This window comes from Parasedimentitalea nitratireducens (assembly GCF_057444295.1).
In genome coordinates this window covers 224688-247526 of record NZ_JBYAXC010000001.1, presented here as the reverse complement: position 1 = coordinate 247526, position 22839 = coordinate 224688, and the positions used below count along the sequence as shown (strand labels likewise).

The 22839-nt window shown below is 57.8% G+C and carries 24 protein-coding genes; 12 read left to right on the top strand and 12 right to left on the bottom strand.

What is annotated here, in order from left to right:
- Positions 1-115: 115 nt before the first annotated feature.
- The 3 genes from AC2T28_RS01240 to AC2T28_RS01230 all read right to left on the bottom strand — a co-directional run bounded on the left by AC2T28_RS01240 (position 116) and on the right by AC2T28_RS01230 (position 2214).
- Positions 116-1135 (bottom strand): hypothetical protein, encoded by a 1020-nt coding sequence (locus AC2T28_RS01240; RefSeq protein ID WP_486747124.1) that lies wholly within the window; start codon positions 1133-1135, stop codon positions 116-118.
- A gap of 22 nt (positions 1136-1157) precedes the next feature.
- On the bottom strand, positions 1158-1628 hold the full coding sequence (greA, locus tag AC2T28_RS01235; RefSeq protein WP_486747123.1) for a transcription elongation factor GreA: 471 nt from the start codon (positions 1626-1628) through the stop codon (positions 1158-1160).
- A 199-nt stretch (positions 1629-1827) separates the two neighbouring features.
- The gene (locus AC2T28_RS01230) at positions 1828-2214 is read right to left on the bottom strand and encodes a VOC family protein (protein ID WP_486747122.1); all 387 of its coding nucleotides are present in this window, start codon (positions 2212-2214) and stop codon (positions 1828-1830) included.
- Between the two features lie 108 nt (positions 2215-2322).
- Between AC2T28_RS01230 and soxR the strand changes: the two genes are divergently transcribed.
- From soxR to AC2T28_RS01210, 4 genes are all read left to right on the top strand, one after another.
- Positions 2323-2790 (top strand): redox-sensitive transcriptional activator SoxR, encoded by a 468-nt coding sequence (gene soxR / locus AC2T28_RS01225; protein WP_486747121.1) that lies wholly within the window; start codon positions 2323-2325, stop codon positions 2788-2790.
- Between the two features lie 157 nt (positions 2791-2947).
- Positions 2948-4597, top strand: coding sequence for an electron transfer flavoprotein-ubiquinone oxidoreductase (locus AC2T28_RS01220; protein ID WP_486747120.1), 1650 nt, complete (start codon positions 2948-2950; stop codon positions 4595-4597).
- A 286-nt stretch (positions 4598-4883) separates the two neighbouring features.
- Entirely contained in the window at positions 4884-6557 is a 1674-nt protein-coding gene (locus tag AC2T28_RS01215; protein WP_486747997.1) for a tetratricopeptide repeat protein, read from the top strand.
- On the top strand, positions 6547-7368 hold the full coding sequence (locus AC2T28_RS01210) for a 4-(cytidine 5'-diphospho)-2-C-methyl-D-erythritol kinase (RefSeq protein WP_486747119.1): 822 nt from the start codon (positions 6547-6549) through the stop codon (positions 7366-7368). The genes AC2T28_RS01215 and AC2T28_RS01210 overlap by 11 nt, the downstream gene beginning before the upstream one ends.
- Before the next feature lie 31 nt (positions 7369-7399).
- Here the strand turns inward: AC2T28_RS01210 and AC2T28_RS01205 are convergent, their stop codons facing one another.
- Entirely contained in the window at positions 7400-8398 is a 999-nt protein-coding gene (locus tag AC2T28_RS01205; RefSeq protein WP_486747118.1) for a polyprenyl synthetase family protein, read from the bottom strand.
- A 57-nt stretch (positions 8399-8455) separates the two neighbouring features.
- On the opposite strand from AC2T28_RS01205, the gene AC2T28_RS01200 reads away from it, so the two are divergent.
- The 3 genes from AC2T28_RS01200 to AC2T28_RS01190 all read left to right on the top strand — a co-directional run bounded on the left by AC2T28_RS01200 (position 8456) and on the right by AC2T28_RS01190 (position 9769).
- A complete protein-coding gene (locus tag AC2T28_RS01200) occupies positions 8456-8671 on the top strand; it encodes a putative signal transducing protein (RefSeq protein WP_486747117.1) in 216 nt (71 codons plus the stop codon).
- Entirely contained in the window at positions 8668-9441 is a 774-nt protein-coding gene (locus AC2T28_RS01195) for a tRNA1(Val) (adenine(37)-N6)-methyltransferase (protein WP_486747116.1), read from the top strand. Before AC2T28_RS01200 ends, AC2T28_RS01195 begins: the two co-directional genes overlap by 4 nt.
- Before the next feature lie 151 nt (positions 9442-9592).
- Positions 9593-9769, top strand: coding sequence for a YdcH family protein (locus tag AC2T28_RS01190; protein ID WP_486747115.1), 177 nt, complete (start codon positions 9593-9595; stop codon positions 9767-9769).
- An 87-nt stretch (positions 9770-9856) separates the two neighbouring features.
- Here the strand turns inward: AC2T28_RS01190 and yddG are convergent, their stop codons facing one another.
- Positions 9857-10723: an aromatic amino acid exporter YddG gene (gene yddG, locus AC2T28_RS01185; RefSeq protein WP_486747114.1), complete on the bottom strand. Its 867-nt coding sequence runs from the start codon at positions 10721-10723 to the stop codon at positions 9857-9859.
- Complete coding sequence (locus tag AC2T28_RS01180) at positions 10720-11667, bottom strand: transcriptional regulator GcvA (protein ID WP_486747113.1); 948 nt, start codon at positions 11665-11667, stop codon at positions 10720-10722. The genes yddG and AC2T28_RS01180 overlap by 4 nt, the downstream gene beginning before the upstream one ends.
- Before the next feature lie 110 nt (positions 11668-11777).
- Between AC2T28_RS01180 and AC2T28_RS01175 the strand changes: the two genes are divergently transcribed.
- The gene (locus AC2T28_RS01175) at positions 11778-11924 is read left to right on the top strand and encodes a hypothetical protein (protein WP_486747112.1); all 147 of its coding nucleotides are present in this window, start codon (positions 11778-11780) and stop codon (positions 11922-11924) included.
- Between the two features lie 101 nt (positions 11925-12025).
- Here the strand turns inward: AC2T28_RS01175 and phbB are convergent, their stop codons facing one another.
- The 5 genes from phbB to AC2T28_RS01150 form a co-directional block, all read right to left on the bottom strand.
- A complete protein-coding gene (phbB, locus tag AC2T28_RS01170) occupies positions 12026-12748 on the bottom strand; it encodes an acetoacetyl-CoA reductase (RefSeq protein ID WP_486747111.1) in 723 nt (240 codons plus the stop codon).
- 280 nt (positions 12749-13028) lie between these two features.
- On the bottom strand, positions 13029-14207 hold the full coding sequence (locus AC2T28_RS01165) for an acetyl-CoA C-acetyltransferase (protein ID WP_486747110.1): 1179 nt from the start codon (positions 14205-14207) through the stop codon (positions 13029-13031).
- A gap of 236 nt (positions 14208-14443) precedes the next feature.
- Complete coding sequence (locus tag AC2T28_RS01160) at positions 14444-15253, bottom strand: EAL domain-containing protein (protein ID WP_486747996.1); 810 nt, start codon at positions 15251-15253, stop codon at positions 14444-14446.
- 220 nt (positions 15254-15473) lie between these two features.
- Positions 15474-15815: a hypothetical protein gene (locus AC2T28_RS01155; protein WP_486747109.1), complete on the bottom strand. Its 342-nt coding sequence runs from the start codon at positions 15813-15815 to the stop codon at positions 15474-15476.
- Between the two features lie 70 nt (positions 15816-15885).
- Positions 15886-16449, bottom strand: a complete 564-nt coding sequence (locus tag AC2T28_RS01150; RefSeq protein ID WP_486747108.1) for a TlpA disulfide reductase family protein — start codon at positions 16447-16449, stop codon at positions 15886-15888.
- Positions 16450-16470: 21 nt separating this feature from the next.
- Between AC2T28_RS01150 and argH the strand changes: the two genes are divergently transcribed.
- Together argH and AC2T28_RS01140 are read left to right on the top strand one after the other, a co-directional pair.
- Entirely contained in the window at positions 16471-17865 is a 1395-nt protein-coding gene (gene argH / locus AC2T28_RS01145) for an argininosuccinate lyase (RefSeq protein WP_486747107.1), read from the top strand.
- Between the two features lie 37 nt (positions 17866-17902).
- Entirely contained in the window at positions 17903-18079 is a 177-nt protein-coding gene (locus tag AC2T28_RS01140) for a hypothetical protein (protein ID WP_486747106.1), read from the top strand.
- Positions 18080-18440: 361 nt separating this feature from the next.
- Here AC2T28_RS01140 and AC2T28_RS01135 read toward each other — a convergent pair whose 3' ends face one another.
- Positions 18441-18608, bottom strand: coding sequence for a hypothetical protein (locus AC2T28_RS01135; protein ID WP_486747105.1), 168 nt, complete (start codon positions 18606-18608; stop codon positions 18441-18443).
- A gap of 285 nt (positions 18609-18893) precedes the next feature.
- Between AC2T28_RS01135 and lysA the strand changes: the two genes are divergently transcribed.
- Positions 18894-20162: a diaminopimelate decarboxylase gene (gene lysA / locus AC2T28_RS01130; protein WP_486747104.1), complete on the top strand. Its 1269-nt coding sequence runs from the start codon at positions 18894-18896 to the stop codon at positions 20160-20162.
- Between the two features lie 37 nt (positions 20163-20199).
- Positions 20200-22815: a DUF4175 domain-containing protein gene (locus AC2T28_RS01125; RefSeq protein WP_486747103.1), complete on the top strand. Its 2616-nt coding sequence runs from the start codon at positions 20200-20202 to the stop codon at positions 22813-22815.
- Positions 22816-22839: the final 24 nt, after the last annotated feature.

The following is a 22839-nucleotide window of genomic DNA, read 5'->3' as shown; positions in this document are numbered from 1 at the left end:
TTTGCTTGCTACAGAAATATCCGCAAGAGGCCGCTGCGCATGGCGCAGCGCCACGCCCAACGAGAGCACTTCATCGCAGATGTAGATGCGATGGGCGGGAGCCGTTGGTGAGATGCTAGTCGAAGGTTCCAGCGACGCGGCCCAACAGCATAAAGGCCCGTGCCGTGCGGGTTTCGCTGAGGGCGGAAATCTCGGTATCCGATGCTTCGCTTTCAAATTGCGAGAACATTTGATCAAACCGGCGCAGGAAATGGTGTGCAGCATCGCGGAATATCGGGTCCTGCTTCATGCGCGCGGCTGTCAGTGCCAGTGATGTCCGATCACGAATGCCGCCAAGCGCCGCCACCGGACGGCCGCGCGCGCCCTGGGCAAACTGGCGCCAGATCTCGGGGCGGGCCATGTCGGGGCGCAGGTCATCCATATAGATGCCATCCTGGCTCAGTAGGGTCAGCACGTCCTGTGCCGCCTGGATCACCTGCGAGGCCTTGCGGTCCTGCAGCGCCTGACGCAATGCGGCAAAGCCATCTTCGTCTTCTGCTGTTTCGGGGAAGTTGAGCGCCCGGATGAACTCGGTCATCGGCAGGGTTGGCGCGATATCCTCGGCGGAGGTGCCCAGGGCCAGCAAACCCTGATCTTCGGCCGGGGCCTCTGGTTCAGTGGCCGGAATCGCCGGTCTTGGTGTGTCGCGCCTGCTGGATTGGAATGTCGCCAGCGTGGTCTCAGTCTTGCGGGTGGCCTCGGCAATCTGGTCAAGCTTCTTGCTGACCGAGGGTTCGTGCCCGGCCGAGTTCTGTTGCTGCTGCATGAGATAGGCGGTGCGCAACCCGTCAATGGCTGCATGCAACCGCTGGCTTTCTTCCCGCATGACCTTGCTGGACCGGATCGCAGTTGCCGCAACCCAAGCCATCACCACCGGCATCAGGACCGCCAGGACCGCCACCAGTTGATACAACCGGCTCTGATCAAACGTGTCCCCCGTCGCGGAAAAACAGAACCAACTGGCAACAACAATCCACAGCACGCTCAACACCAGTGCCACGATTTCAACCCGGCTAAAGGCGCTGTCGCGTGGTTGGTCATACAGCCCGATCGACGGGCTGTTACTGCTGTTTTGTTCAGATCTGGGTCCGGTCATGACTTGGGCTCGACGTCAGAGATCAGGAGTATTCGATATTCAGGATTTCATAGGACCGCTGGCCGCCGGGGGTGCGGACTTCGACGCTGTCGCCCTCTTCCTTGCCAATCAAAGCGCGGGCAATTGGCGACTTGATGTTCAGCATGCCGTTTTCGACGTCCGCTTCATACTCGCCAACGATCTGCCAGGTTTTTTCTTCATCGGTGTCTTCGTCAGCCAAAGTGACCTTGGCGCCAAATTTGATGGCTCCGGACAGTTTGGCCGGGTTGATCACATCGGCAAAGCTGATCACGCCTTCCAGCTCTTTGACGCGGCCTTCGATAAACGAGTGCTTCTCGCGGGCCGAGTGGTATTCAGCGTTTTCCGAAAGGTCGCCATGCTCGCGCGCCTCAGCGATGGCCTCGATAATGGCCGGGCGCTCGACGGTTTTCAGCTTCTTCAATTCGGTTTCGATGGCGGCAAAGCCCGCCGGGGTCATTGGAATTTTGTCCATGTGACTTGGTCCAGATATCTATAACAGTTCGTGTCGCTTTCAAAACCGGCGCCCCGATGCGGAGAGCAACGGGGCGACGACTTTAGTTGACATTTACCTGACCCAAACCCGGCCCCAATTGCAAGGGCTAGGGGGGCTAGTTGGACCGTCTATTCCGATTGTTGCGCAGGTTTAGCGTAAAACTGCTCATTCAAGCGGCTTAAGGCGTGTCGTATTGCACCAGTTCATACTCAATCCGGTCGTTGTCGTGGAAATAGAACCGACGCCCAGGTTCATAATCTCCGTGGTTCATTGTTGTGAACCCGGCTCTTTTCACCGCCTGCTCGGATGCATCCAAGTCTTCAACAATCAAGGCGACATGGTTCAACCCGCCAATGGTTGTATAGCTAGAGCCCTTGGCGCTGGCGGTTTCGGGAGGACGATACAGCGCAAGATAGCTGTCATCGCTGCCCACATGCACGGTGTATCCGCCATTGATCGCTTCGCCAGACCAGCGCACATGCCAGTGAAACACCTCGCACATCCAAGCGGCGGTGGCATCCGGGTCTGAAACGGTGAAATTGCTGTGTTCAAGAATTGCGGGCATTTCAAAAAGCTCCTGTTTGCTTGCTGTTTTGACTTGAGTCGACTCACCGTAATTTCTAAACCTAACTTTAGGTCAAGGTATTTCTTTCACAAAAATCAGGAGGCTGCGATGTCAGCACTCAGCGGTGTCTCAATTGGCTATCTGGCAGAGCGAACCGGCTTGGCGGTTTCGGCCATCCGCTATTACGAGGCGCAGGGCCTGATCGAACCTTGGCGTAACAGCGGTGGCCAGCGCAGGTTTCACCGCGCCGACATCCGGCGGCTCAGTTTTATCATGATCGCCCAGCAAATTGGCTTCTCACTGCCCGAAATTCGCGGCTTTTTGAAATCGCTGCCGGGCGGTCGCACCCCAACGCCTGCGGATTGGACAAAAATCTCCGAAGGATTTCGGGAGCATTTGGATCAACGCATCGAAACCCTGACACAAATGCGGGACAAACTGGACGGCTGTATCGGCTGTGGCTGCCTGTCCCTGCCAAAATGTGCGTTATACAACCCGCAAGACCGGGCTGCGCAAAAGGGGCAGGGGCCACGATACTTGATGGGAGATCGCGCCGAGACGGAAAACGACCCCTGAGTGACGGAAATTGACACACTTTTTTCCCTAAATACCTGTTCTACGGTGGCCTAACGTAGAGTTTGGATTGACCTCGCCATCCAAGGATGGCTTATCAGTCGCGAAACAATGTTGCGCCCAGCGGGGCCGGTAGCGAAATATAGCCAAGGAGCGCCTGATGGCCGAGTTTGAACGCGAAGCGATGGAATATGACGTGGTGATCGTTGGGGCGGGTCCGGCTGGTCTGTCCGCTGCCATCCGTCTGAAACAGCTAGACGCCGATCTGGATGTTGTTGTGCTTGAAAAGGGCTCAGAAGTTGGCGCGCATATCCTGTCGGGCGCGGTGCTGGATCCCTGTGGTCTAAATGCGCTGATTCCCGACTGGAAAGAAAAGGGCGCGCCGCTCAACACTCCGGTCAAAGAAGACAATTTCTATATGCTGGGTGAAGCAGGCCATGTCCGCATCCCCAACTTCCCGATGCCGCCGCTGATGAACAACCACGGCAACTATATCGTGTCCATGGGCAACGTCTGCCGCTGGTTGGCCGAACAAGCCGAAGAAATGGGCGTCGAGATTTTCCCCGGCATGGCCTGTTCCGAACTGGTGTTCGGCGACAACGGCGAAGTCAAAGGCGTCGTTGCGGGTGAGTTCGGCAAAAATGCCGATGGCACCCCTGGCCCCGGTTATGAACCCGGAATGGAGCTGCACGGCAAATATGTCTTCCTCGGCGAAGGCGTGCGTGGCTCGCTATCCAAGGAAGTCATCGCCAAATACGACCTGCAGGCCGGTCACGAGCCGCAGAAATTCGGTCTCGGCATGAAAGAGATCTGGGAGATTGACCCGGCCAAGCACAAGGAAGGCTCGGTCACCCACACCATGGGTTGGCCTCTGGGCAGCAACGCTGGCGGCGGCTCGTTCATCTATCACTTGGACAACAATCAGGTCTATGTGGGCTTTGTGGTCCACCTGAACTACCGCAACCCGCATGTCTTCCCCTACATGGAATTCCAGCGCTTCAAGCATCACCCGATGGTGGCTGACCTACTGAAGGGCGGCAAACGTGTGGCCTATGGCGCCCGTGCAATCACCGAAGGCGGCTATCAGTCGATGCCAAAAATGGTTGCACCCGGTGTGGCGCTGCTGGGTTGTTCGGTGGGCATGGTCAACGTGCCGCGCATCAAGGGCAACCATAACGCCATGTTCTCGGGTAAAGCCGCAGCCGAGGCCGCCTTTGCCGCGATTAAGGCAGAGCGTTCCGGTGATGAGCTGACAACCTATGAAGTTGAGGTGCGTCAGGGCGTAATTGGCCAGGACCTGAAGAAGGTGCGCAACGTCAAACCGCTGTGGTCCAAGTATGGCCTTACTGCCTCGCTGATGTTGGGTGGCATGGACATGTGGACCAACACGCTATTTGGCTTCTCGTTCTTCGGCACAGTCAGCCACGGTAAAAACGATGCGCTGGCGACCGAAGAGGCCAGCAAGCACAAGCCCATCGACTATCCAAAACCCGATGGTACCCTGTCGTTTGACCGCCTGACCAACGTCAGCTTTGCCATGACCAACCACGAGGAAAGCCAGCCCTGCCATCTGCAACTGGGTGATCCGAATCTGCCAATCAGCGTCAACTTGCCCAAGTTCAACGAGCCCGCTCAGCGCTATTGCCCGGCTGGTGTGTACGAAATCGTGGAAAAAGATGGAAAACCTGACTTCGTGGTTAACTTCCAGAACTGCGTCCACTGCAAGACCTGCGACATCAAAGATCCCAGCCAGAACATCACCTGGGTCACCCCTCAGGGCGGCGATGGGCCGAACTATCCAAATATGTAGGTTTTGAACCAACTTGTGCCGATTGCGCCCCGCGTGATCGGCACAAATTATTAAGGGTGCAGATAATTCACCAACTCGGAATTGCCGGCGTCACGCAGCCTCAAATTCAAATTTCTTGAACGCCGTCGTCATAAGCAAAAAACCGTGTATTGCCGCTCTGCACCAATCGCCGCCATTGCGTCCTGCGGCCCGAGCGCCTAGCTTGTTATAAAACACGTATAGCGAGGCAATCGATCCGGTGACTTTTCCCTTCCGACGCGCCGCAACTGCGGCTTTGGCCTTTTCTATGGCATTTGGCACAGTAACCCCAACCTCGGCTCAAGAAGCTGCAGGGGCTTATCTAGCGGGCCGTGCTGCAACGCTCGATAGCGATTTTGGAGCTGCTGCGGACTATTATTCGCGAGCATTGGTCCACGATCCACAAAATGCTGTCTTGATGGAAAGTGTTGTCTTCGCGCAGTTGGCCTTGGGTGAACTGAAGCGGGCTGTGCCGGTTGCCCAGCGGATGTGGGAAGAAGGCATCAACAGCCAGGTTGCCAATATGGTGATGGTTGGTGGTCTAAGCCAGTCTGAAGACTATCAGGCCCTGCTGGAACGTGATCTGGATAAGCAAGGCATTGGCCCTCTGGTTGATGGTCTGGTCATAGCTTGGGCGCATTTGGGCGCCGGTGATCTGACCCAGGCACTCGCGTCATTCGACAGCCTTGCGGAAGACGAAGGTTTGCGGGTGTTTGCGCTCTATCACCGTGCATTGGCGCTGGCCTCGACAGGTGACTTCGAAGCCGCCGAAGCGATGTTTGCCGCTAACAACGGCCGGTTGACGCTGATCACACGTCGGGCCGCATTGGCTCGGGTGCAGATCCTGTCTCAGCGGGGCCAAAACGAGCAAGCCCTTGATGTCCTAGCAGATGCTTTTGGGACACATCTTGATCCGGGTCTGACCAATATTCACGACCGGCTTGTCGCTGGTGATCAGTTGCCCTTTACGCAGGCCGCGTCAGTCACCGACGGGATCGCCGAGGTGTTCTTTACCGTTGCTTCAGCCCTCAGCGGTGAAGCTGCAGATGACTATGTGCTTGTCTATTCCAGAATGGCCACGGCACTTAGCCCACAACACGTCGACGCGGTGCTGCTGAGCGCCGAGTTGTTGGATAATCTCGGCCGTTATGAACTGTCGGTGGCCACCTACAACCAGGTGCTAACAAGCCATCCAGATTATCACGCCGCAGAAATGGGCCGCGCCGAGGCCCTGCGCCGCGCTGCCAAGCCTGATGCAGCCATCGAAGTATTGAGCCAGCTGGCACGCGATTTCCCAACTCAGCCAAATGTCTATTCTTCGCTTGGCGATCTTTTGCGACAGCAGGAAAACTACACTGATGCTGTAACCGCCTATGATAACGCGCTGGAATTTATGGATCCCGAAAGCGCTGCACGTTGGTTCCTGCTTTATGCGCGCGGCATCAGCCACGAGCGTTTGCAGAACTGGGAACAGGCTGAAAAGGATTTCCGCGCCGCTCTGGAAATCAACCCAGACCGCCCCGAGGTACTCAACTACCTTGGTTATTCGCTGGTCGAAAAACAGATCAAACTGGACGAGGCTCTGGATATGATCCAGCGCGCCGTCGATGCCCGCCCGGATTCAGGTTATATTGTCGATTCCCTGGGCTGGGTCCTGTACCGCCTTGGCCGCTATGACGAAGCGGTGGAGCGTATGGAGCAGGCGGTTGAACTGATGCCGGTTGATCCGGTGGTCAACGACCATCTGGGTGATGTGTTCTGGGCCGTGGGTCGTTATCTTGAAGCGGAATTTCAGTGGAAGCGGGCGCTGTCCTTTGTGGATCCCGAAGATACCGACGCCGAGGCCGACCCGGATCGCATCCGCCGCAAGCTTGAGATTGGCCTGGACGAGGTTTTGGCCGAAGAAGGCGAAGAGCCGCTGAAACTCGCCAATGACGGTTGAGGCCTTTGCCCCTGCCAAGATCAACCTGACACTGCACATCACCGGACAACGAGACGACGGGTATCACCTGCTTGATAGTCTGGTGGTGTTTGCAGATGTTGGTGATCAGATTGTGATGTCACCGAAAGACGATCTGTCAATCAAGGTCACTGGCGAATTTGCCGAAGGTGTCCCTACAGATCAGCGCAATCTGGTCTGGCAGGCAGCCGATGGCGCAGGCTGGACCGGACAGATCAGTCTGGACAAGGTGCTGCCTCACGGTGCTGGCATTGGCGGCGGCTCGTCCGACGCTGCCGCAGTGCTACGGGCTCTTTCTGCGCAGGGGTTGCCTGTTGCAAAAGAATTCGAGCTATCGCTCGGGGCTGATATTCCTGTTTGCAAGGCAGCGCGGGCCTCGCGCATGCAGGGCATTGGCGAGCAGATCAGCCCCGTTAACCTGCCGAAACTGCCCGCGCTGCTGGTCAACCCCGGAGTGCGTGTCCCTACCGGAACTGTCTTTTCTAAGTTGGCATGGCGAAATAACCCTCCAATGCCGTCGTACATTCCTGACTTTGAGACCCCGGCCAACGTCGCTGGTTGGCTGAAAGATCAGCGTAACGATTTACAGGTTCCAGCCGCTGCGATTGCTCGGCCAATTGACCAAGTGCTGTCAGGCTTAAATTGCACAAGAAATTCGATTTTGGTGCGTATGTCGGGATCTGGGGCAACTTGTTTTGCGCTATATCCGACACTGAACGCCGCACATTATGCAGCTGAGGAAATCAGTTCGGCACATCCCGATTGGTGGGTTCAGCCAACGATTTTGTCCTGAGCGCTCCCATAGGGCGCGCCCCCAATCCAATCTAGTTCAGCCGTGCAACCACGTAATCAGCCAGATCATTTAGCATCTGCCGAATGGGGTGCTCTGGCAAAACGCCCAACGCCTCTTTGGCTTTGTTGGCCCAGACATTGGCATCATCGCGCGTTGCAGACAGGGTGTCGTATTTGCCCATCAACTCCAGCGCATGTTCCAGGTCACCGTCTTCCTGGCGCCCCTTCTCGATGGTCCGCTTCCAGAAATCACGCTCTTCATCCGTTGCCTGCGCCACGGCCTTGATCACCGGTAGTGTCAGCTTGCGCTCTCGGAAATCATCGCCAACGTTTTTACCAGTGGCTTTGGCGTCGCCTTGGTAATCCAGCAAGTCATCGGCAATCTGAAAAGCAATCCCAAGCGCGTCACCGTAATCAAACAATGCCTGAACCTGCTCATCATCAGCACCAGCAATCACGCCGCCCACTTCGGTTGCCGCCGAAAACAGCGCCGCCGTCTTGCCGCGCACAACCTGCAAATAGATGTCTTCACCGGTCTTAAGATCCTGCGCTGCGGTCATCTGCAGCACCTCGCCCTCGGCAATCGTGGCAGAGGCATTGGCCAGAATGTCCAGCACCCGCAGCGATCCGGTTTCCACCATCAGCTGGAAACTGCGCGAAAACAGGTAGTCGCCCACCAGAACTGACGACTTATTGTCCCACAGCAGGTTGGCAGTTGGGCGACCACGACGCTGGCCGCTCTCATCCACCACATCGTCATGCAGCAGGGTAGCGGTGTGAATAAACTCAACCGTTGCGGCCAGTTTCAGGTGATGCTCACCCTGGTAACCACACATCTTGGCTGCGGCCAAAGTCAGCATCGGGCGCAGGCGCTTGCCGCCGGCCTCAACCAAATGGGCCGTTACTTCGGGGATTCGGGGCGCATGTTTTGATGCCATCCGGGTACGGATCAGCTCGTTGACCGCCGCCATCTCGTCGCTCAGGGTCGCTGCCAGCAGCTCGTGTGGCTTAGTTGTCATGCTCTGATTCATCACATTCCCGATTGCAAGGCTCGACAACCTGCCAAGCTTGCCCTTAGATCCCATCTTATGAAGGAACTTTTGCGCAGCACCGACCCGACCATCATGGCCTTTGCCACCGCCCTTCTTCAGGGGGAGGATATAGACTGCTTTCAGGTGGACGTAAATATGAGCATACTCGAAGGCGGCATCGGTATTTTCCCGCGCCGTTTGATGGTGCGCGTCGGCGATCACGCCGCCGCCGAGCGGGTCATGCGCGACAATGAAATCCCTCTGGGTATATGACCTTGTTCGACGACAGCGCGCTCAGCTGTAATGAATTTCTGGGCGGTCAGGTTCGACTTTGGCAGCCCCGTGATGGCTATCGCGCTGGGGTCGATCCAGTGTTGCTGGCGGCCAGCATTCCAGCCCGACCCAACCAGCGCGTGCTCGAGCTGGGATGTGGGGCAGGGCAGATCCTCTTGTGCCTTGGCACGCGGGTTCCTGACTTGCACCTGACCGGGGTTGAACTGCAACCCAGCTATGCCGCCTTGGCCCGGCGAAACGCTGCTGAGAATAAGATTGCACTCGATGTGCACGAGGCAGATCTCAGCGCCTTGTCGCAGGATCTACGCCAGCAGCAGTTTGATCACGTCATCGCCAACCCGCCGTATTACGCGCGCGGGGCCCATAGTTCGGCCGCGGATCCGGGTCGCGCCACTGCACTTGGAGAGCAAACGCCGCTGTCCACCTGGATCGAGGTGGCAGCAAAGCGTTTGGCCCCGCGGGGGTATCTCAGCATGATTCAGCGGGTGGACCGCCTGCCAGATATGCTGGCTGCCTGCGAGGGGCGGTTAGGCTCGATCGAAGTGTTGCCATTGGCGGCCCGTGTCGGTCGCGCGCCCGAGCTGTTGATCCTGCGCGCGCGCAAGTCTGGACGGGCCGCATTTCGCCTTCACGCGCCGCTGATCCTGCACGTAGGCGAGCGTCACGAGGCAGATGGAGAGAGCTACCGCCCCTGTATCTCAGCCATCCTGCGCAAGGGTGATGCGCTGAAATGGCCCGTTTACCGATAGGTCCCCGCGCAGTCATGCTAGTTTTAGATGAATCGCCAGCAATAACTGGCCGATCTTTGCGAATAACGACAATTCAATGCGCCTGCAGCGTGACAGTTCCTTTGTCTTATGGTCCACTCATTGGGCAAACTTAGCTCTAAGGAGGACTGCCATGAGCATCAGCTCGCATCTGGTTGAACTAAAAAAGAAGCACGAGCAACTGAGTGAAGAGGTCGAACAAACGCAACGCGCCCCGGGCTCAAATGATTTGCAAATTGCCGAGATGAAAAAGCAGAAGCTGAAACTCAAGGAAGAGATAGAACGACTATCACATGTCGAACTGACCTGACCTAATCACGGGCAGGGACCTCGCGGTCCCGCCCAATGCGTCAGAGCGATACCATTGCACAAGGACTGCCGCGACGGATGCGCCGCGTCAGGACAAGGATGGGCTGGCGCGTGCAGCTACAACTGCGCCCAGGGTGATCAACCCGGCCGCTACAGCCAAGCCCCAGGATGGGGCCGCAATGCCCGCAATCACCAAAACCAATGTCGACAACAGCGGTGCCCCGTATGAACTGGTGCCCAGCATCTGAATGTCGCCCTGCTTGACGCCGATATCCCAGACAAAAAACGCCAGTCCAACCGGCCCAAGCCCCAACAATAGGGTCGATGTCCAACCCAGTGTACCAACAGGCCATACAGTGTCCTCAACCGCGAAATGCAGTCCCCAAGAGGCAACAGCTGACACTAGGCAAAACACCGCAACCGAGCTGGTTGGGGCTGTGCCGATCATCCGTGATATCACCGAATACCCAGACCATGTCAGCGCACAGAGCAGGGCAAGCCCATAGCCGGGCAGGAATTGCATTTGAAATCCGGTACCGCCGCCCGCAATGATCGTTGCCGCGCCAGCAAAACCCAGCACCGCACCGATCAGATGACCGCGTCGCAGGTGTTCGCCTGGCAACAGGCCGGACAGCAGCACAATCAGCAGGGGCCACAGATAGGCTATCAACCCGGCCTCAGCCGCTGGTGCCAGACGCAGGGCAGAAAAGTACAACGCGTGGTAGCCAAACAGTCCGACAGATCCAAAAGCATAGATTTTCCATGACACCTTGCGCAGTTGCCCCAACTTGCCACTTGCAGCGGTCCAGATTAGGCCAAGTGCACCGCCAATGCTAAAGCAGATCGCATTCAACAACAGTGGCGGTGTTGGGGCCGAACCAACTGTTAATAGCGCAAGTAGTGCCCACAGCAAAACTGCGATGAAGCCAATTGCGGTGGCCTTGGATCTGGTCATACGGGGGGGATGTCCTCAACAGGGATAATATCAAACTGATCCGAGATATGAGCGGTTTTTTCAATCTCGGCAAGAAACCAATCGCGGAACGCTGCGATTTGTGGCCGGGTCTCAGCCCCCGGCAGGCACAGAAACCGGAATCGCCCGTTTGTCTCGATTGCGGTTTTAAACGGGGCAACCAGACGTCCATCCGCCAGATCCTTTACGATCATGGCGCGCCTTCCCAGCACCGCGCCGACGCCAGCAATCGCTGCATCAACCGCATGGTCCGCGTTGGAAAAATGAGTGCCGTGAACCGGTGTGTAGTCCAACCCCATAGCGCGAAACCAAGTTGTCCAATCACAGGCTGGCCGCAAAAAACTGATCGAATCATCGTAAATCAGCGGCGCATTTATCAGGCTTTCAGGTGTTGGATACTGCTCGGCCAGTTCCGGTGTCATAACCGGGGCCAGCCATTCCTTGCGCACCGGTATGCTATATAGCCCTTTGTCCTCGCCATCGCCAAAGCGGATTGCGACATCCACATTGTCACGCGTCAGATCCAGTTTGCGCAGCGTCGCAGAAAAACTCAGATCAATCTCGGGGTGCGATCGCGCAAACTCATACAGACGCGGCGCAAACCACTTGGCTGTCAGGGCAGGGCCTGCGGTCACAGTCAGCGTGGTGTTATCCTGCAGTCGCAGTGCCTCGTTCCAGGCTGCGTTTAGCGTCTGAAACCCCTCGGCCGCACCGGGGGCCAGCGCTTTGCCAGCCTCGGTCAGCTCCACCGCCCGATTCAGGCGGTGAAACAGCGGTTGCCCCAGATGTTCCTCTAGCGATTTGATCTGAAAAGACAGCGCCGCAGGGGTGACATGTAATTCATCCGCTGCACGCGAAAACGACATGTGGCGGGCAGCGGCATCAAAGGCACGCAGGGCAGTAAGCGGAGGAAAACGGGCAGACATGCTCACATAAGTAATACTTAACTGAAGCTGTGAAAAGTCTCGTTTGTGGCTTTTGTCGTCCAAAGCCATATTGGCTGCAGATAAAGAAGACTAAACCGAAGGAGAGCAAAATGCTGGAATATAGCGCCAACGCTGCCACCCGGGATGCAATTGCTCGCGCCCACGCCGAGCGGGGACAAATGATGCGCGAGATCTGGACCTGGCTGTTTCGCTCCCGCCGGTCCACCGGCGCTGCGCCCCTCGGTGCGGTGAGCTAATCGATCACCAGATTTCCCGCTGAGCGCAGCGCGCGCGTTCTTACGGGATACAGAAAGGGCCGGTCCAAATGGACCGGCCCTTGTTTGTTGTTGGTCAGTGCTTAGACGAAGAACTGACCACCGTTGGCCGAAATGGTCGAACCATTGATAAAGCCCGAGTCTTCAGACGCCAGGAACGCCACACAGCGCGCGATTTCTTCTGGCTCACCCAAGCGGCCAGCCGGGATCTGGCCGATGATCGACTCGCGCACTTTCTCGGGTACTGCCATCACCATTTCCGTCGCAATGTAACCGGGGCAGATCGCATTGGCGGTGATGCCAGCACGGGCACCTTCTTGCGCCAGGGATTTCACGATGCCCAGATCGCCTGCCTTGGTCGCGGCATAGTTGGTTTGGGCAAACTGGCCCTTTTGACCATTGATCGAGCTGATCACGATCACGCGGCCAAACTTGCGCTCGCGCATGCCAGGCCAGATCGGGTGTACCGTGTTGAAAACGCCGGTCAGGTTGGTATCGACCACCTCATGCCACTGTTCTGGCGTCATTTTGTGAAACGGCGCGTCGCGGGTGATGCCGGCATTGGCCACCACGATATCAATCGGTCCCAGCTCTGCCTCGACCTTGGCAATCCCAGTCTGGCTGGCCTCATAGTCGGCGACATTCCATTTGTAAGTCTTGATGCCGGTCTCTTCGGTAAAGATCGCGGCGGCTTCGTCATTACCGGCATAGGTGGCCGCAACATTATAACCTTCGGCCTTAAGTGCCTTAGAGATCGCTGCGCCGATTCCGCGCGAGCCACCGGTGACGAGAGCTGTTCGTGCCATATGGAGAATCCTTTGGTAATGGTTCACTGGGTAATCTTGGTACTGTTTTAGTCCTACATGCGCAATTTTATTGCGCAAGCAAAATAATGCCGCAGCGCCGCATAAATTGTCGCATGCGCTATGTGACATGGGTATGAAAAGCATAGCCGCAAGCTGTTAAACTACGCAATATGGCACGCTAAGCGGGTTTGTGCCTAATAAATCATCGCGACATGGTGGTGTTGCAAAGAAAAAGGGCGCCCAACGGACGCCCTTGTAATTAGCTTATGTTTTGAGTCGCTTACGGGCGCTCAACACACATGGCAACACCCATGCCACCACCGATACACAGAGTCGCCAGACCTTTCTTGGCGTCGCGTCGCTGCATTTCAAACAGCAATGTGTTCAACACGCGGCAGCCCGAGGCCCCAATGGGGTGACCAATGGCGATGGCGCCGCCGTTGACGTTGACGATTTCAGGGTCCCAGCCCATTTCCTTGTTCACAGCACAGGCCTGCGCAGCAAAGGCTTCGTTGGCTTCGACCAGATCAAGGTCGCTGGCGCTCCAGCCAGCTTTGTCCAAGGCTTTGCGGGATGCATAAACCGGGCCAACACCCATGATCGACGGGTCAAGGCCCACGGTGGCATAGGATGCAATGCGTGCCAGAGGTGTGATGCCACGCTTTTCAGCGTTGTCAGCTGACATCAGCAGGGTCGCCGCCGCACCGTCGTTCAGGCCCGAGGCATTGGCCGCTGTGACCGAACCGCCGTCGCGCACAAAGGCAGGGCGCAGTTTCTGCATGGCTTCGATAGTGGCGCCGTGGCGGATGTACTCGTCACTGTCGACGGTGATATCACCCTTACGGTGCTTCACGGTAAAGGCGGTGATTTCGTCAGCAAATTTGCCAGCCTTCTGCGCTGCCTCGGCTTTGTTCTGCGAAGCAACCGCAAAGACATCCTGCTCATCGCGCGAGATTTCGTACTTGTTAGCAACGTTTTCAGCGGTTTGCCCCATGTGGTAGCCGTTGAACGCATCCCACAAACCATCGCGGATCATGGTGTCGATGTACTTCATGTCACCCATTTTGTGACCAGCGCGCAGGTGTGCGGCATGGGGCGACAGGGTCATGTTTTCCTGACCTCCAGCAGCAACGATGTCGGCGTCGCCCAGCATGATGTGCTGAGCACCCAGTGCTACGGCACGCAGGCCTGAACCACAAACCTGGTTAAGGCTCCAAGCGGCGGATTCAATTGGCAGGCCAGCATTGACGTGGGCCTGACGGGCGGGGTTCTGGCCCTGAGCAGCGGTCAGCACCTGACCAAGAATGGTCTCAGACACTTCGCCACGTTCAACACCGGCGCGTTCAACAACGGCTTGCAGAACGGCTGCGCCCAGATCGTGAGCTGGGGTGTTGGCGAAGGCTCCGCCAAAGCTGCCGACGGCGGTACGCGCGGCGGATGCAATTACAACATTGGTCATTTATATGGGTCCTCTGCCATTAATCATGTACCGGAAAATGGCACAGTGCCGGGCATCCATTTTGCAGTCGCAGCACTAGCATTTCCCTCCCTTACTGGGCTTCAAATACGTTTTGCTGCAGGTGCAGCAATTGGCAGCGTGTCTCAGACAGGGGGCTTGAGTCAATTGTGCAAACACAAAAATACCCGATCCGATGGCGGACCGGGTATTAATACTGAGCTTTGATCCGCCTGAGATCAGGCGCTTTTGCGCTTTTTCATATCCTCGATCCACGGCGGGCTGACCGAAGGCGCGCCGAACAGGAAGCCCTGGAAGCAATCGACACCAATGGACATCAGGAACTCGGCGTCTTCACGGCTTTCAACTGATTCAGCGACGATCAACATGTCAAATTGCTTGGCAATCGACACCAATGCGCGGGTAACAGCCTGGTTGTCATGGTTGGCATGGATGCCTCGAATAAACTGGCCATCAATCTTGACCGCATCAAAAAAGAACTCGCGGAAATGTTTGATGATCGAAGTGCCTGCGCCAAAGTTATCCAACGCAAAGGCGATACCATGTTCCTGCATCCGGTCCATGAAATCGATTACAAGCTCGGGCGTGGCCATGGCCGAAGCTTCGGAAATTTCCAGCACAAGACGCTCACCCAATGTGGCATCTTTGCGCATGAACCGCTCCACAACCCGCATCCAGCGGCCGTATCCGATAGACCGGGCCGACATATTAACGGACAGGCGAATGTTCTTGTTGCGGTTCAGTGCCCTGAACCCATGTTCCAGTGCCAGACAATCCAGCACCCGGCCCATTTCCTTGTCTTCAACCACCGGCATGAATTCCCGGGCTGGGATCACGCGGCCCGTGGCATCCAACACCCGAATATAGCCCTCGTAAAAGGCAACATCCTGCGGCGGCATCGCTTGCATCACCGGCTGAAAGGCAAGCATGGTTTGGTTGTGCTTGATGGCTTCTTCGACCATGTCGAGTGTCGAATGATCCCGGCTCACCACGGCGGCGTTCAAAGGGTTATCAGACCCTTCCTGCATATCGGCCTTTTGCAGATCGATCTTTTTTTTGCGCCTTTTATTCACCTTCTGGCCCTCATCACTGGTCTGAGTCTGTTTGCGTTACGCATCGACAGACACGATCCACCAAAAGGGTGAATCAGCGATTAAAGATTGCATTTTAACAAAAGGGGAATCCGGGCATCAGCAGACCCCAGCTATCCTAGATGGTTCTGATTGATTTTGCCCTAATCGCGGGAGGTTACCCAGCCATTGCCATCCGATCAGTCTGCGGCAGCAGTTCCTGTTGCACCACCCGCTGAACAAAGGGCACCAGCCCCTCGGGGCCAGAGGCGCGGTCCTTTAGATGGATGCAGACATCAGGCCGCAGCGAGGCAATGATGCCAACCAGATCACCGCGCACGTCGTCGTCCAACCCAGCCCCCATGATCACACAGGCAATCCGGGGTTCAGATTCCAGTTGGCGCACCACTTCGCCGTGGTCATGGGCCCCCAGCCATTCAATGGGCAGGTGGTCCAGCTGTCGGGCCACATTGCCAATGACATGCGGTAACCGGCCGATCAGTAAAACAACGGGATGCATGGGCTATCCTTTCCACTTGCTGCCCTCTCGGCACAATTGAGAGGGCCACAAAAGACAAGATAGCGCGTTATTATTCCTCGGCGATCAATGCCTTGAGAATCTCTTTGGCACTGTCCGAGTTCCAATGGGCATCGCCGCGAAGCCGGGCAATCTCGCGCCCCTCGCGATCCAGAATAACGGTGATCGGCAGGCCCAGCACAGCCATTTCTCGGGCCAACGCCTGTTTCGGGTCCTGATGGCGGGGCAGGTTGGTGATGCCGGACTCATCAAAAAACTTTACGATACCAGCGGGTGTGTTGCGACCGGTGGCCAGTGTCAGCACCTCAAAATCATCACCGCCCAGTTCGGCCTGTAGTTCTGACAGCATCGGCATTTCGGCTCGACAAGGGGCACACCAGGTGGCCCAGAAGTTCAGCAAAACGATCTTGCCCCGGTAATCCGACAGCGATCCCATGCCGCTTTCGTCTTCCAGGTGGAACTCCTTGTCCGAGGTCTCCTTGGGGGCGCTGTGAAAGTTCAGCTTCTTCATATCGCCGACACGCATCGCTTCCAGCTCAGAGATGTCGAGCGCAAGGGCAGCATTTGCACCCAAGCTCAGGGCGATATAAAGGGGGATCAAACGTAACAGACGCATTTTAGCTCCGGGTATCCTACCATGACAGACCAAACCTCGAACCAGATGTGGGGCGGCCGCTTTGCCGCTGGCCCGGACGCGATCATGGAGGCAATCAATGCCTCGATCGGATACGACCAACGGATGGCGGCGCAGGACATTGCCGGCTCGCGGGCCCATGCGGCGATGTTGGCCGCAACAGGCGTGATCACCGATAACGATGCCGAAGCGATCAGGGAAGGCCTGCTCACCGTTTTGTCAGAGATCGACAACGGAACTTTCCAGTTTTCCACCGCGCTGGAAGACATTCACATGAATGTGGAGGCCCGTCTGAAAGACATCATCGGCGAACCAGCAGGGCGCTTGCACACTGGCCGGTCGCGCAATGATCAGGTCGCAACCGATTTCAAACTCTGGGTGCGCGATCAGCTGGACGCCGCCGAGGCTGGCCTGCTGGCACTGATCAAAGCACTGCTGGCCCAGGCCGAGGCCGGAGCCGATTGGGTTATGCCTGGCTTTACCCACCTGCAGGTGGCGCAGCCAGTTACTTGGGGCCACCACATGATGGCCTATGTGGAAATGTTTGGCCGGGATCTGTCCCGTGTGCGTGATGCCCGTGCTCGAATGAACGAATCACCCCTGGGTGCTGCGGCGCTGGCTGGCACATCTTTCCCGATTGACCGCGACATGACCGCCGCCGCGCTGGGCTTTGATCGCCCCGCTGCCAACTCGCTGGACGCTGTTTCAGATCGTGACTTTGCGCTGGAGTTTCTGAGTGCCGCCTCGATCTGTGCCGTGCACCTGTCGCGCTTTGCCGAGGAACTGGTGATCTGGTCCACCGCCCAGTTCCGCTTTGTCACCCTGTCGGACCGGTTTTCGACCGGGTCATCGATCATGCCGCAGAAAAAGAACCCGGATGCCGCCGAGCTGATCCGCGCCAAGGTGGGCCGGATCTTTGGCGCCAACACCGCGCTGATGATGGTGATGAAGGGCCTGCCACTGGCCTATTCCAAGGACATGCAGGAAGACAAAGAGCAGGTCTTTGACGCCGCCGACAACTGGATGCTGGCCCTGGCGGCGATGGAGGGCATGGTGAAAGACATGACCGCCAACCGTGAGTCTTTGGCTGCCGCTGCGGGCTCTGGTTTCTCGACTGCGACCGATCTGGCTGACTGGATGGTTCGGGTGCTGAAGGTGCCGTTCCGAGACGCGCACCACGTCACCGGTACACTGGTCGCCATGGCCGAAAGCCGAGGTTGTGATCTGCCGGATCTGAGCCTGGAAGACATGCGGGGGGTTCACACGGGCATTACTGAGGATATCTTTACTGTGCTTGGCGTCGAAAACTCGGTAAACTCGCGCATGTCCTATGGCGGCACTGCCCCGGCGCAGGTGCGTCAGCAAGTTGCTCGCTGGACTGAGGCGTTGAACGGCTGATAGTGCCGGATTTCGAATGTGAACAGGAGGCCTGAAGATGCGCAAATGGAGTTTGATCTTGCTGGTTGCCAGTAGTCTGGCCGCCTGTGGTGTTGATGGAGAACCGGTACAGCCTTCGGTGAGTGCGGGTGTTGGCGTATCCAACAGCGGCGTACATGTCGGCGGTGCCGTTGGCCTGCACAAGGGACCGTTGAATATCTACCTCGGGTTCTGAACTTACCCTAGCTCTCCCGCCCCTGCGCGGTGCCTCAGCTGTCACTGAGCCGCCTTGCAGCGTTGGGCCCGGCGCCGCGCTTTGCGCGGCGTTGTCTTTTCTGCTGAGAGGTTCCTGAAGGGCAGGACTGCCCCTCAGGAACCAGTTCAAGTGTGAAGTCAGCCATCCCCGCCTCAAGGATAAACCGCGCAAGCGCGGCCGCGATGCGGTCCTTGACCCGAGGCTGGCAAATCGAGGGAAGGGGGGCAAAGCGCCATTTCGCACAGGCTGCGCCAATGTCAGATTCTGAATTTGGATCGACCGAATATCATCGAACGTGGCAAAGCAAGTCGGCTAGGAGTTCGTCATTTTCCGTTCTGTTCTATCGCCGGTTTATGCTGCGCCAATTTTCGTCTTCGATCCGTTCGTTCTCGGAAATTGTCCGGTTCACCAGGTCTAAGTCCATCGCTTCCATTCCCAGTGGAGGGTTCTTGGGGTCGAATGTTGTGGGGCGGAACAAAGCTATTAGTTTTCGGAAGAAGGTAAACATCACTTGGGCACCTTGGTTATTAATTAGAGCGCGCTCTTGTCGCGGAAGCTTTCGCCGATGTATTTCAACGACAGGCCATTCCTCAGCCAAAAACACAGTAAATCGTGAGTAAGCCTAACTCAGCTTCGATGCGACGCATAGAGTGATCTGGGAAGCAATCGGCTCCACCTTGGGCTCAACGGGGGGCAGATATATGTGATGTCTGACCGCGGGCGGGAGCGCTTGGGGTGCTGAAATGCAGCGGAATCAATTGATCTGGCCCCTCAAATCGGTCTATGCGCAGGCATGGATCATTTTCTTTATCGCGACGGCGCGCTTTACGCCGAGGATGTTCCGGTAGCCGAGATTGCGGCTGCCGTTGGTACCCCATTCTATGTCTACTCCACCGCAACGCTGCAGCGACACTTTCGACTGTTTGACGACGCGCTGGATGGCATCGACCATTTGGTTTGTTATGCGATGAAGGCAGCCAGCAATCAGGCGATTCTGAAGACACTGGCAGCGGTCGGCGCGGGTATGGATGTGGTCAGCCAGGGCGAATATCTGCGCGCCAAGGCGGCGGGTGTTCCCGGTGACAAGATTGTGTTTTCCGGCGTTGGTAAAACCGCCGAAGAAATCCGCGTGGCGCTGAGCGGTGGTATCCGCCAGTTCAACGTCGAATCTGAACCTGAGATGGAAGTGATCAACGCCGTTGCGCTGGAACTTGGCGTGGTGGCGCCGATCACGGTTCGGGTGAACCCGGATGTGGATGCCAAGACCCATGCCAAGATTGCCACTGGCAAATCTGAAAACAAATTCGGTATTCCGATTTCCCGCGCAGTTGAGGTCTACGCCCGTGCTGCGGCCCTGCCGGGGCTAGAGGTGATCGGGATCGACGTGCACATTGGCTCGCAATTGACCGATTTGGAGCCGTTCCGCTTGGCCTATGAAAAGGTTGCGGAACTGACTGAGGTTCTGCGGGCTGAAGGCCACAATATTCGCCGTCTGGATCTGGGCGGTGGTTTGGGCATTCCTTATCACACGCAATCCAACGATGCGCCGCCTCTGCCGGTAGAATACGGCACGCTGATCAAGAACACACTGGGCCATCTGGGCTGCGAGATTGAGATTGAGCCGGGTCGTTTGATTGCGGGCAATGCCGGTATGCTGATCAGCGAAGTGATCTATGTGAAATCCGGCGAGGACCGCGATTTCCTGATCATTGACGGCGCGATGAATGACCTGATCCGCCCGGCAATGTACGAAGCCCATCACGATATCATCCCAGTGGTTGAACCTGCGGTCGGCATTGAAAGTCAGCCCTATGACATCGTCGGCCCGGTCTGCGAAAGCGGTGACACCTTTGCCAAACAACGCGACCTGCCACCGATGGCTGCGGGAAATCTGATCGCCTTCCGCAGTGCCGGGGCATATGGCGCGGTGATGGCCAGCGAGTACAACTCGCGCCCATTGATCCCCGAGGTTCTGGTGAATGGCGATCAATTCGCGGTTATCCGCGCACGCCCGACCTTTGACGAAATGATAAATCGCGATAGCATACCCGAGTGGCTCTGACGCGATTTGGCGCGGGCCCGCAGGAGATCATTGCGACATGGGTGCAAAACCACGGCCTGATCCACGACTGAACAAACTGCGTTGGCCCCTGCGGCTGACGCGGCTGGGCATGATGGCCGAAACTAGCCTGCGGGCGTTTTGGCCGTTGGCATCAGTCCTGATGGTCGCGCTGGCCGCCTTGATGCTGGGCCTGCACGATATCCTGTCGGTCGAGCTGGTGTGGGCGTCAGCAGTTGTCACCTTTTTGGCAAGCCTTGTGGCGCTGATCTGGGGGCTGCGACATCTGCGCTGGCCCTCGCGGGCTGACGCGTTGATGCGGTTGGACGAAACTCTGCCGGGACGCCCGATTAATGCCTTGCTGGATGATCAGGCGATTGGCGGCGAAGACGCAGCCTCGGCTGCTGTGTGGCGGGCACATAAGACGCGGATGGAATCCCGCGCAGCGCATGCCAAGGCGCCGGCACCAAACTTGCGCATCGCGGCGGCTGATCCCTTTGCTCTGCGCTATGTGGCGCTGTTGGGGCTGGTGGTGGCCGTGCTGTTTGGCTCGATCTGGCGGATTGGATCGGTGGGCGACATGGGGCCGGGATCGGCCTCAGCCATGGCGGGGCCAACATGGGAGGGATGGTTGCAGCCGCCGCGCTACACCGGCTTGCCAACACGCTACTTGAATGACGCGGACAGCAATACGCTAGAGCTGCCACAGGGGAGCGTTGTGACCCTGCGATTTTATGGACAACCCGGTGATCTGACCCTGGCCGAAACTATATCAGGCCGCACCGGAGAGCTGCCCTCGGCGGCGGATGCTCAGCAAGAATTCGAAGTGGTTCAGGGTGGTGAGTTGTCGATCGAGGGCGCGGGTGGTCGCAGTTGGCGAATCAAGGTGATCGCTGACGAACCGCCCCAGATCGCGGCGGCTGGCATGCCCGAGATCGAGGCCGATGGCACCATGTCGCTGCCGTTTACGGCGGCGGATGACTATGGCGTGGTCAGCGGTGAGGTGCGGATTGCGCTGGATCTGCTGGCACTGGACCGCCGCCATGGTTTGGCTATTGATCCCGATCCACGGGACGAGATTGTGCTGGATCTTCCTCTGCCGCTTAGCGGTGACCGGCGCAGTTTTACCGAATATCTGATTGATGATTTCTCGCAGCACCCCTGGGCCAATCTGCCAGTTGCTTATACTTTTGTTGCGCGGGACGCGGCGGGGCAAAGCAGCGTGGCAATGGATCTGGGCGCAGACCTGGTGGCGCGACGGTTCTTTGACCCGCTGGCAGCAGCGATAGCCGAGCAACGGCGTGATCTGTTGTGGTCGCGCGCCAATGCGCCTCGGGTGGCACAGATCATGCGCGCCTTGTCACACCGGCCCGAAGATCAGTTCCACGGAGCCACTGAGTATTTGCGGATGCGGATGATCCTGCGGCGGCTTGAGACATATTCGCAGGTAGGGCTAAGCCCCGAGTGGCAAGAGGAAATAGGCGCTGCGCTGTGGGATCTGGCGCTGATGCTGGAAGATGGCGATGTGGGTGATGCGCTGGAACGGTTGCGCCGGGCGCAGGAGCGGCTGAGCCAGGCGATGCGCGACGGGGCTAGCGATCAGGAGATTGCCGAGTTGATGCAGGAACTGCGGGATGCAACGCAAGACTATTTGCGTCAGTTGCAGCGTCAGGCCGAGGCCAATGGCGAGATGATGGATCCAGGCCAGATGCCCGACAACATGATGCAGCTGTCGCAGGATGATTTGCAGGCGATGATGGATCGCATTCAGGAGTTGATGGAACAGGGCCGCATGGCCGAGGCCGAACAGGCCCTGCGGGAATTGCAGGAGCTGATGGAAAACATGCGCATAACCCAGTCTCAGCAGGGGCAGGGCGGCAGCGAAGGTCAGCAGGCCATGGAAGGGCTGGCTGAGACGCTGAAGGAACAGCAAGGCCTGTCGGATCAGGCGTTCCGCGATCTGCAGGAGCAGTTCAATCCGGGCGCGCGCGCAGGTGAAAGCCAGAACAACCAGGGGCGCAATGGCGGCGCCGGGCAGGGCCAGAACCACGAGGGTGGTCAGGGCGGCGAGAGCGAGCAAGGCCAGCGTGGCAGCCAAGAAGGACAAGACGGACAGGCCAGACCGGGAGAAGGCCAGGGCGGCGGTGCCCAGTCCCCCGGCGATTCACTGGCAGAGCGTCAGCGGGCCCTGCGGCAAGAACTCCAGCGCCAGCAAAATGGTCTGCCGCTGGGTGGTAGTGACGAAGGTGATGCCGCGCGTCAGTCGCTAGAGGAAGCAGGCCGTGCCATGCAAGGTGCCGAAGACGCGCTGAAACAGGGGGATCTGGCCGAAGCGATTGATCGCCAGGCCGAGGCGATGGAGCGTTTGCGCGAAGGTATGCGATCGCTGGGTGAAGCCATGGCACAGCAGCAACAGGGGCAACCGGGCAGCCAAATGGGGCGCAACAGTGCCCGCGAAAGCAACCGGATGGATCCGCTGGGCCGCGACCTGCCGGATGGCGATGGTGGGGTTGGCGACGATGGCAGCCGCATTGGCGAAGGCAGCGCCTATCGCCGTGCCTGGGATTTGCTCGAGGAAATTCGCCGCCGGTCTGACGAGCGTGACCGCAGCAAAGGTGAGCGCAGCTATCTTCAGCGTTTGCTGGATCAGTTCTAGATCAGAACTGCGTCGCAAAGCGCT

Excerpts from the sequence above, each read along its gene's own strand:
- AC2T28_RS01230 (WP_486747122.1), bottom strand. The coding sequence starts at position 2,214 with ATGCCCGCAATTCTTGAACACAGCAATTTCACCGTTTCAGACCCGGAT.
- yddG (WP_486747114.1), bottom strand. The coding sequence starts at position 10,723 with ATGACCAGATCCAAGGCCACCGCAATTGGCTTCATCGCAGTTTTGCTG.
- greA (WP_486747123.1), bottom strand. The coding sequence starts at position 1,628 with ATGGACAAAATTCCAATGACCCCGGCGGGCTTTGCCGCCATCGAAACC.
- AC2T28_RS01180 (WP_486747113.1), bottom strand. The coding sequence starts at position 11,667 with ATGTCTGCCCGTTTTCCTCCGCTTACTGCCCTGCGTGCCTTTGATGCC.
- AC2T28_RS01125 (WP_486747103.1), top strand. The coding sequence starts at position 20,200 with ATGGGTGCAAAACCACGGCCTGATCCACGACTGAACAAACTGCGTTGG.
- argH (WP_486747107.1), top strand. The coding sequence starts at position 16,471 with ATGACAGACCAAACCTCGAACCAGATGTGGGGCGGCCGCTTTGCCGCT.
- AC2T28_RS01190 (WP_486747115.1), top strand. The coding sequence starts at position 9,593 with ATGAGCATCAGCTCGCATCTGGTTGAACTAAAAAAGAAGCACGAGCAA.
- AC2T28_RS01160 (WP_486747996.1), bottom strand. The coding sequence starts at position 15,253 with ATGCAGGAAGGGTCTGATAACCCTTTGAACGCCGCCGTGGTGAGCCGG.
- AC2T28_RS01135 (WP_486747105.1), bottom strand. The coding sequence starts at position 18,608 with ATGTTTACCTTCTTCCGAAAACTAATAGCTTTGTTCCGCCCCACAACA.
- AC2T28_RS01200 (WP_486747117.1), top strand. The coding sequence starts at position 8,456 with ATGAAGGAACTTTTGCGCAGCACCGACCCGACCATCATGGCCTTTGCC.
- lysA (WP_486747104.1), top strand. The coding sequence starts at position 18,894 with ATGGATCATTTTCTTTATCGCGACGGCGCGCTTTACGCCGAGGATGTT.
- AC2T28_RS01240 (WP_486747124.1), bottom strand. The coding sequence starts at position 1,135 with ATGACCGGACCCAGATCTGAACAAAACAGCAGTAACAGCCCGTCGATC.
- AC2T28_RS01215 (WP_486747997.1), top strand. The coding sequence starts at position 4,884 with ATGGCATTTGGCACAGTAACCCCAACCTCGGCTCAAGAAGCTGCAGGG.
- soxR (WP_486747121.1), top strand. The coding sequence starts at position 2,323 with ATGTCAGCACTCAGCGGTGTCTCAATTGGCTATCTGGCAGAGCGAACC.
- AC2T28_RS01205 (WP_486747118.1), bottom strand. The coding sequence starts at position 8,398 with ATGAATCAGAGCATGACAACTAAGCCACACGAGCTGCTGGCAGCGACC.
- AC2T28_RS01220 (WP_486747120.1), top strand. The coding sequence starts at position 2,948 with ATGGCCGAGTTTGAACGCGAAGCGATGGAATATGACGTGGTGATCGTT.
- AC2T28_RS01155 (WP_486747109.1), bottom strand. The coding sequence starts at position 15,815 with ATGCATCCCGTTGTTTTACTGATCGGCCGGTTACCGCATGTCATTGGC.
- AC2T28_RS01140 (WP_486747106.1), top strand. The coding sequence starts at position 17,903 with ATGCGCAAATGGAGTTTGATCTTGCTGGTTGCCAGTAGTCTGGCCGCC.
- AC2T28_RS01165 (WP_486747110.1), bottom strand. The coding sequence starts at position 14,207 with ATGACCAATGTTGTAATTGCATCCGCCGCGCGTACCGCCGTCGGCAGC.
- AC2T28_RS01195 (WP_486747116.1), top strand. The coding sequence starts at position 8,668 with ATGACCTTGTTCGACGACAGCGCGCTCAGCTGTAATGAATTTCTGGGC.
- AC2T28_RS01175 (WP_486747112.1), top strand. The coding sequence starts at position 11,778 with ATGCTGGAATATAGCGCCAACGCTGCCACCCGGGATGCAATTGCTCGC.
- AC2T28_RS01210 (WP_486747119.1), top strand. The coding sequence starts at position 6,547 with ATGACGGTTGAGGCCTTTGCCCCTGCCAAGATCAACCTGACACTGCAC.
- AC2T28_RS01150 (WP_486747108.1), bottom strand. The coding sequence starts at position 16,449 with ATGCGTCTGTTACGTTTGATCCCCCTTTATATCGCCCTGAGCTTGGGT.
- phbB (WP_486747111.1), bottom strand. The coding sequence starts at position 12,748 with ATGGCACGAACAGCTCTCGTCACCGGTGGCTCGCGCGGAATCGGCGCA.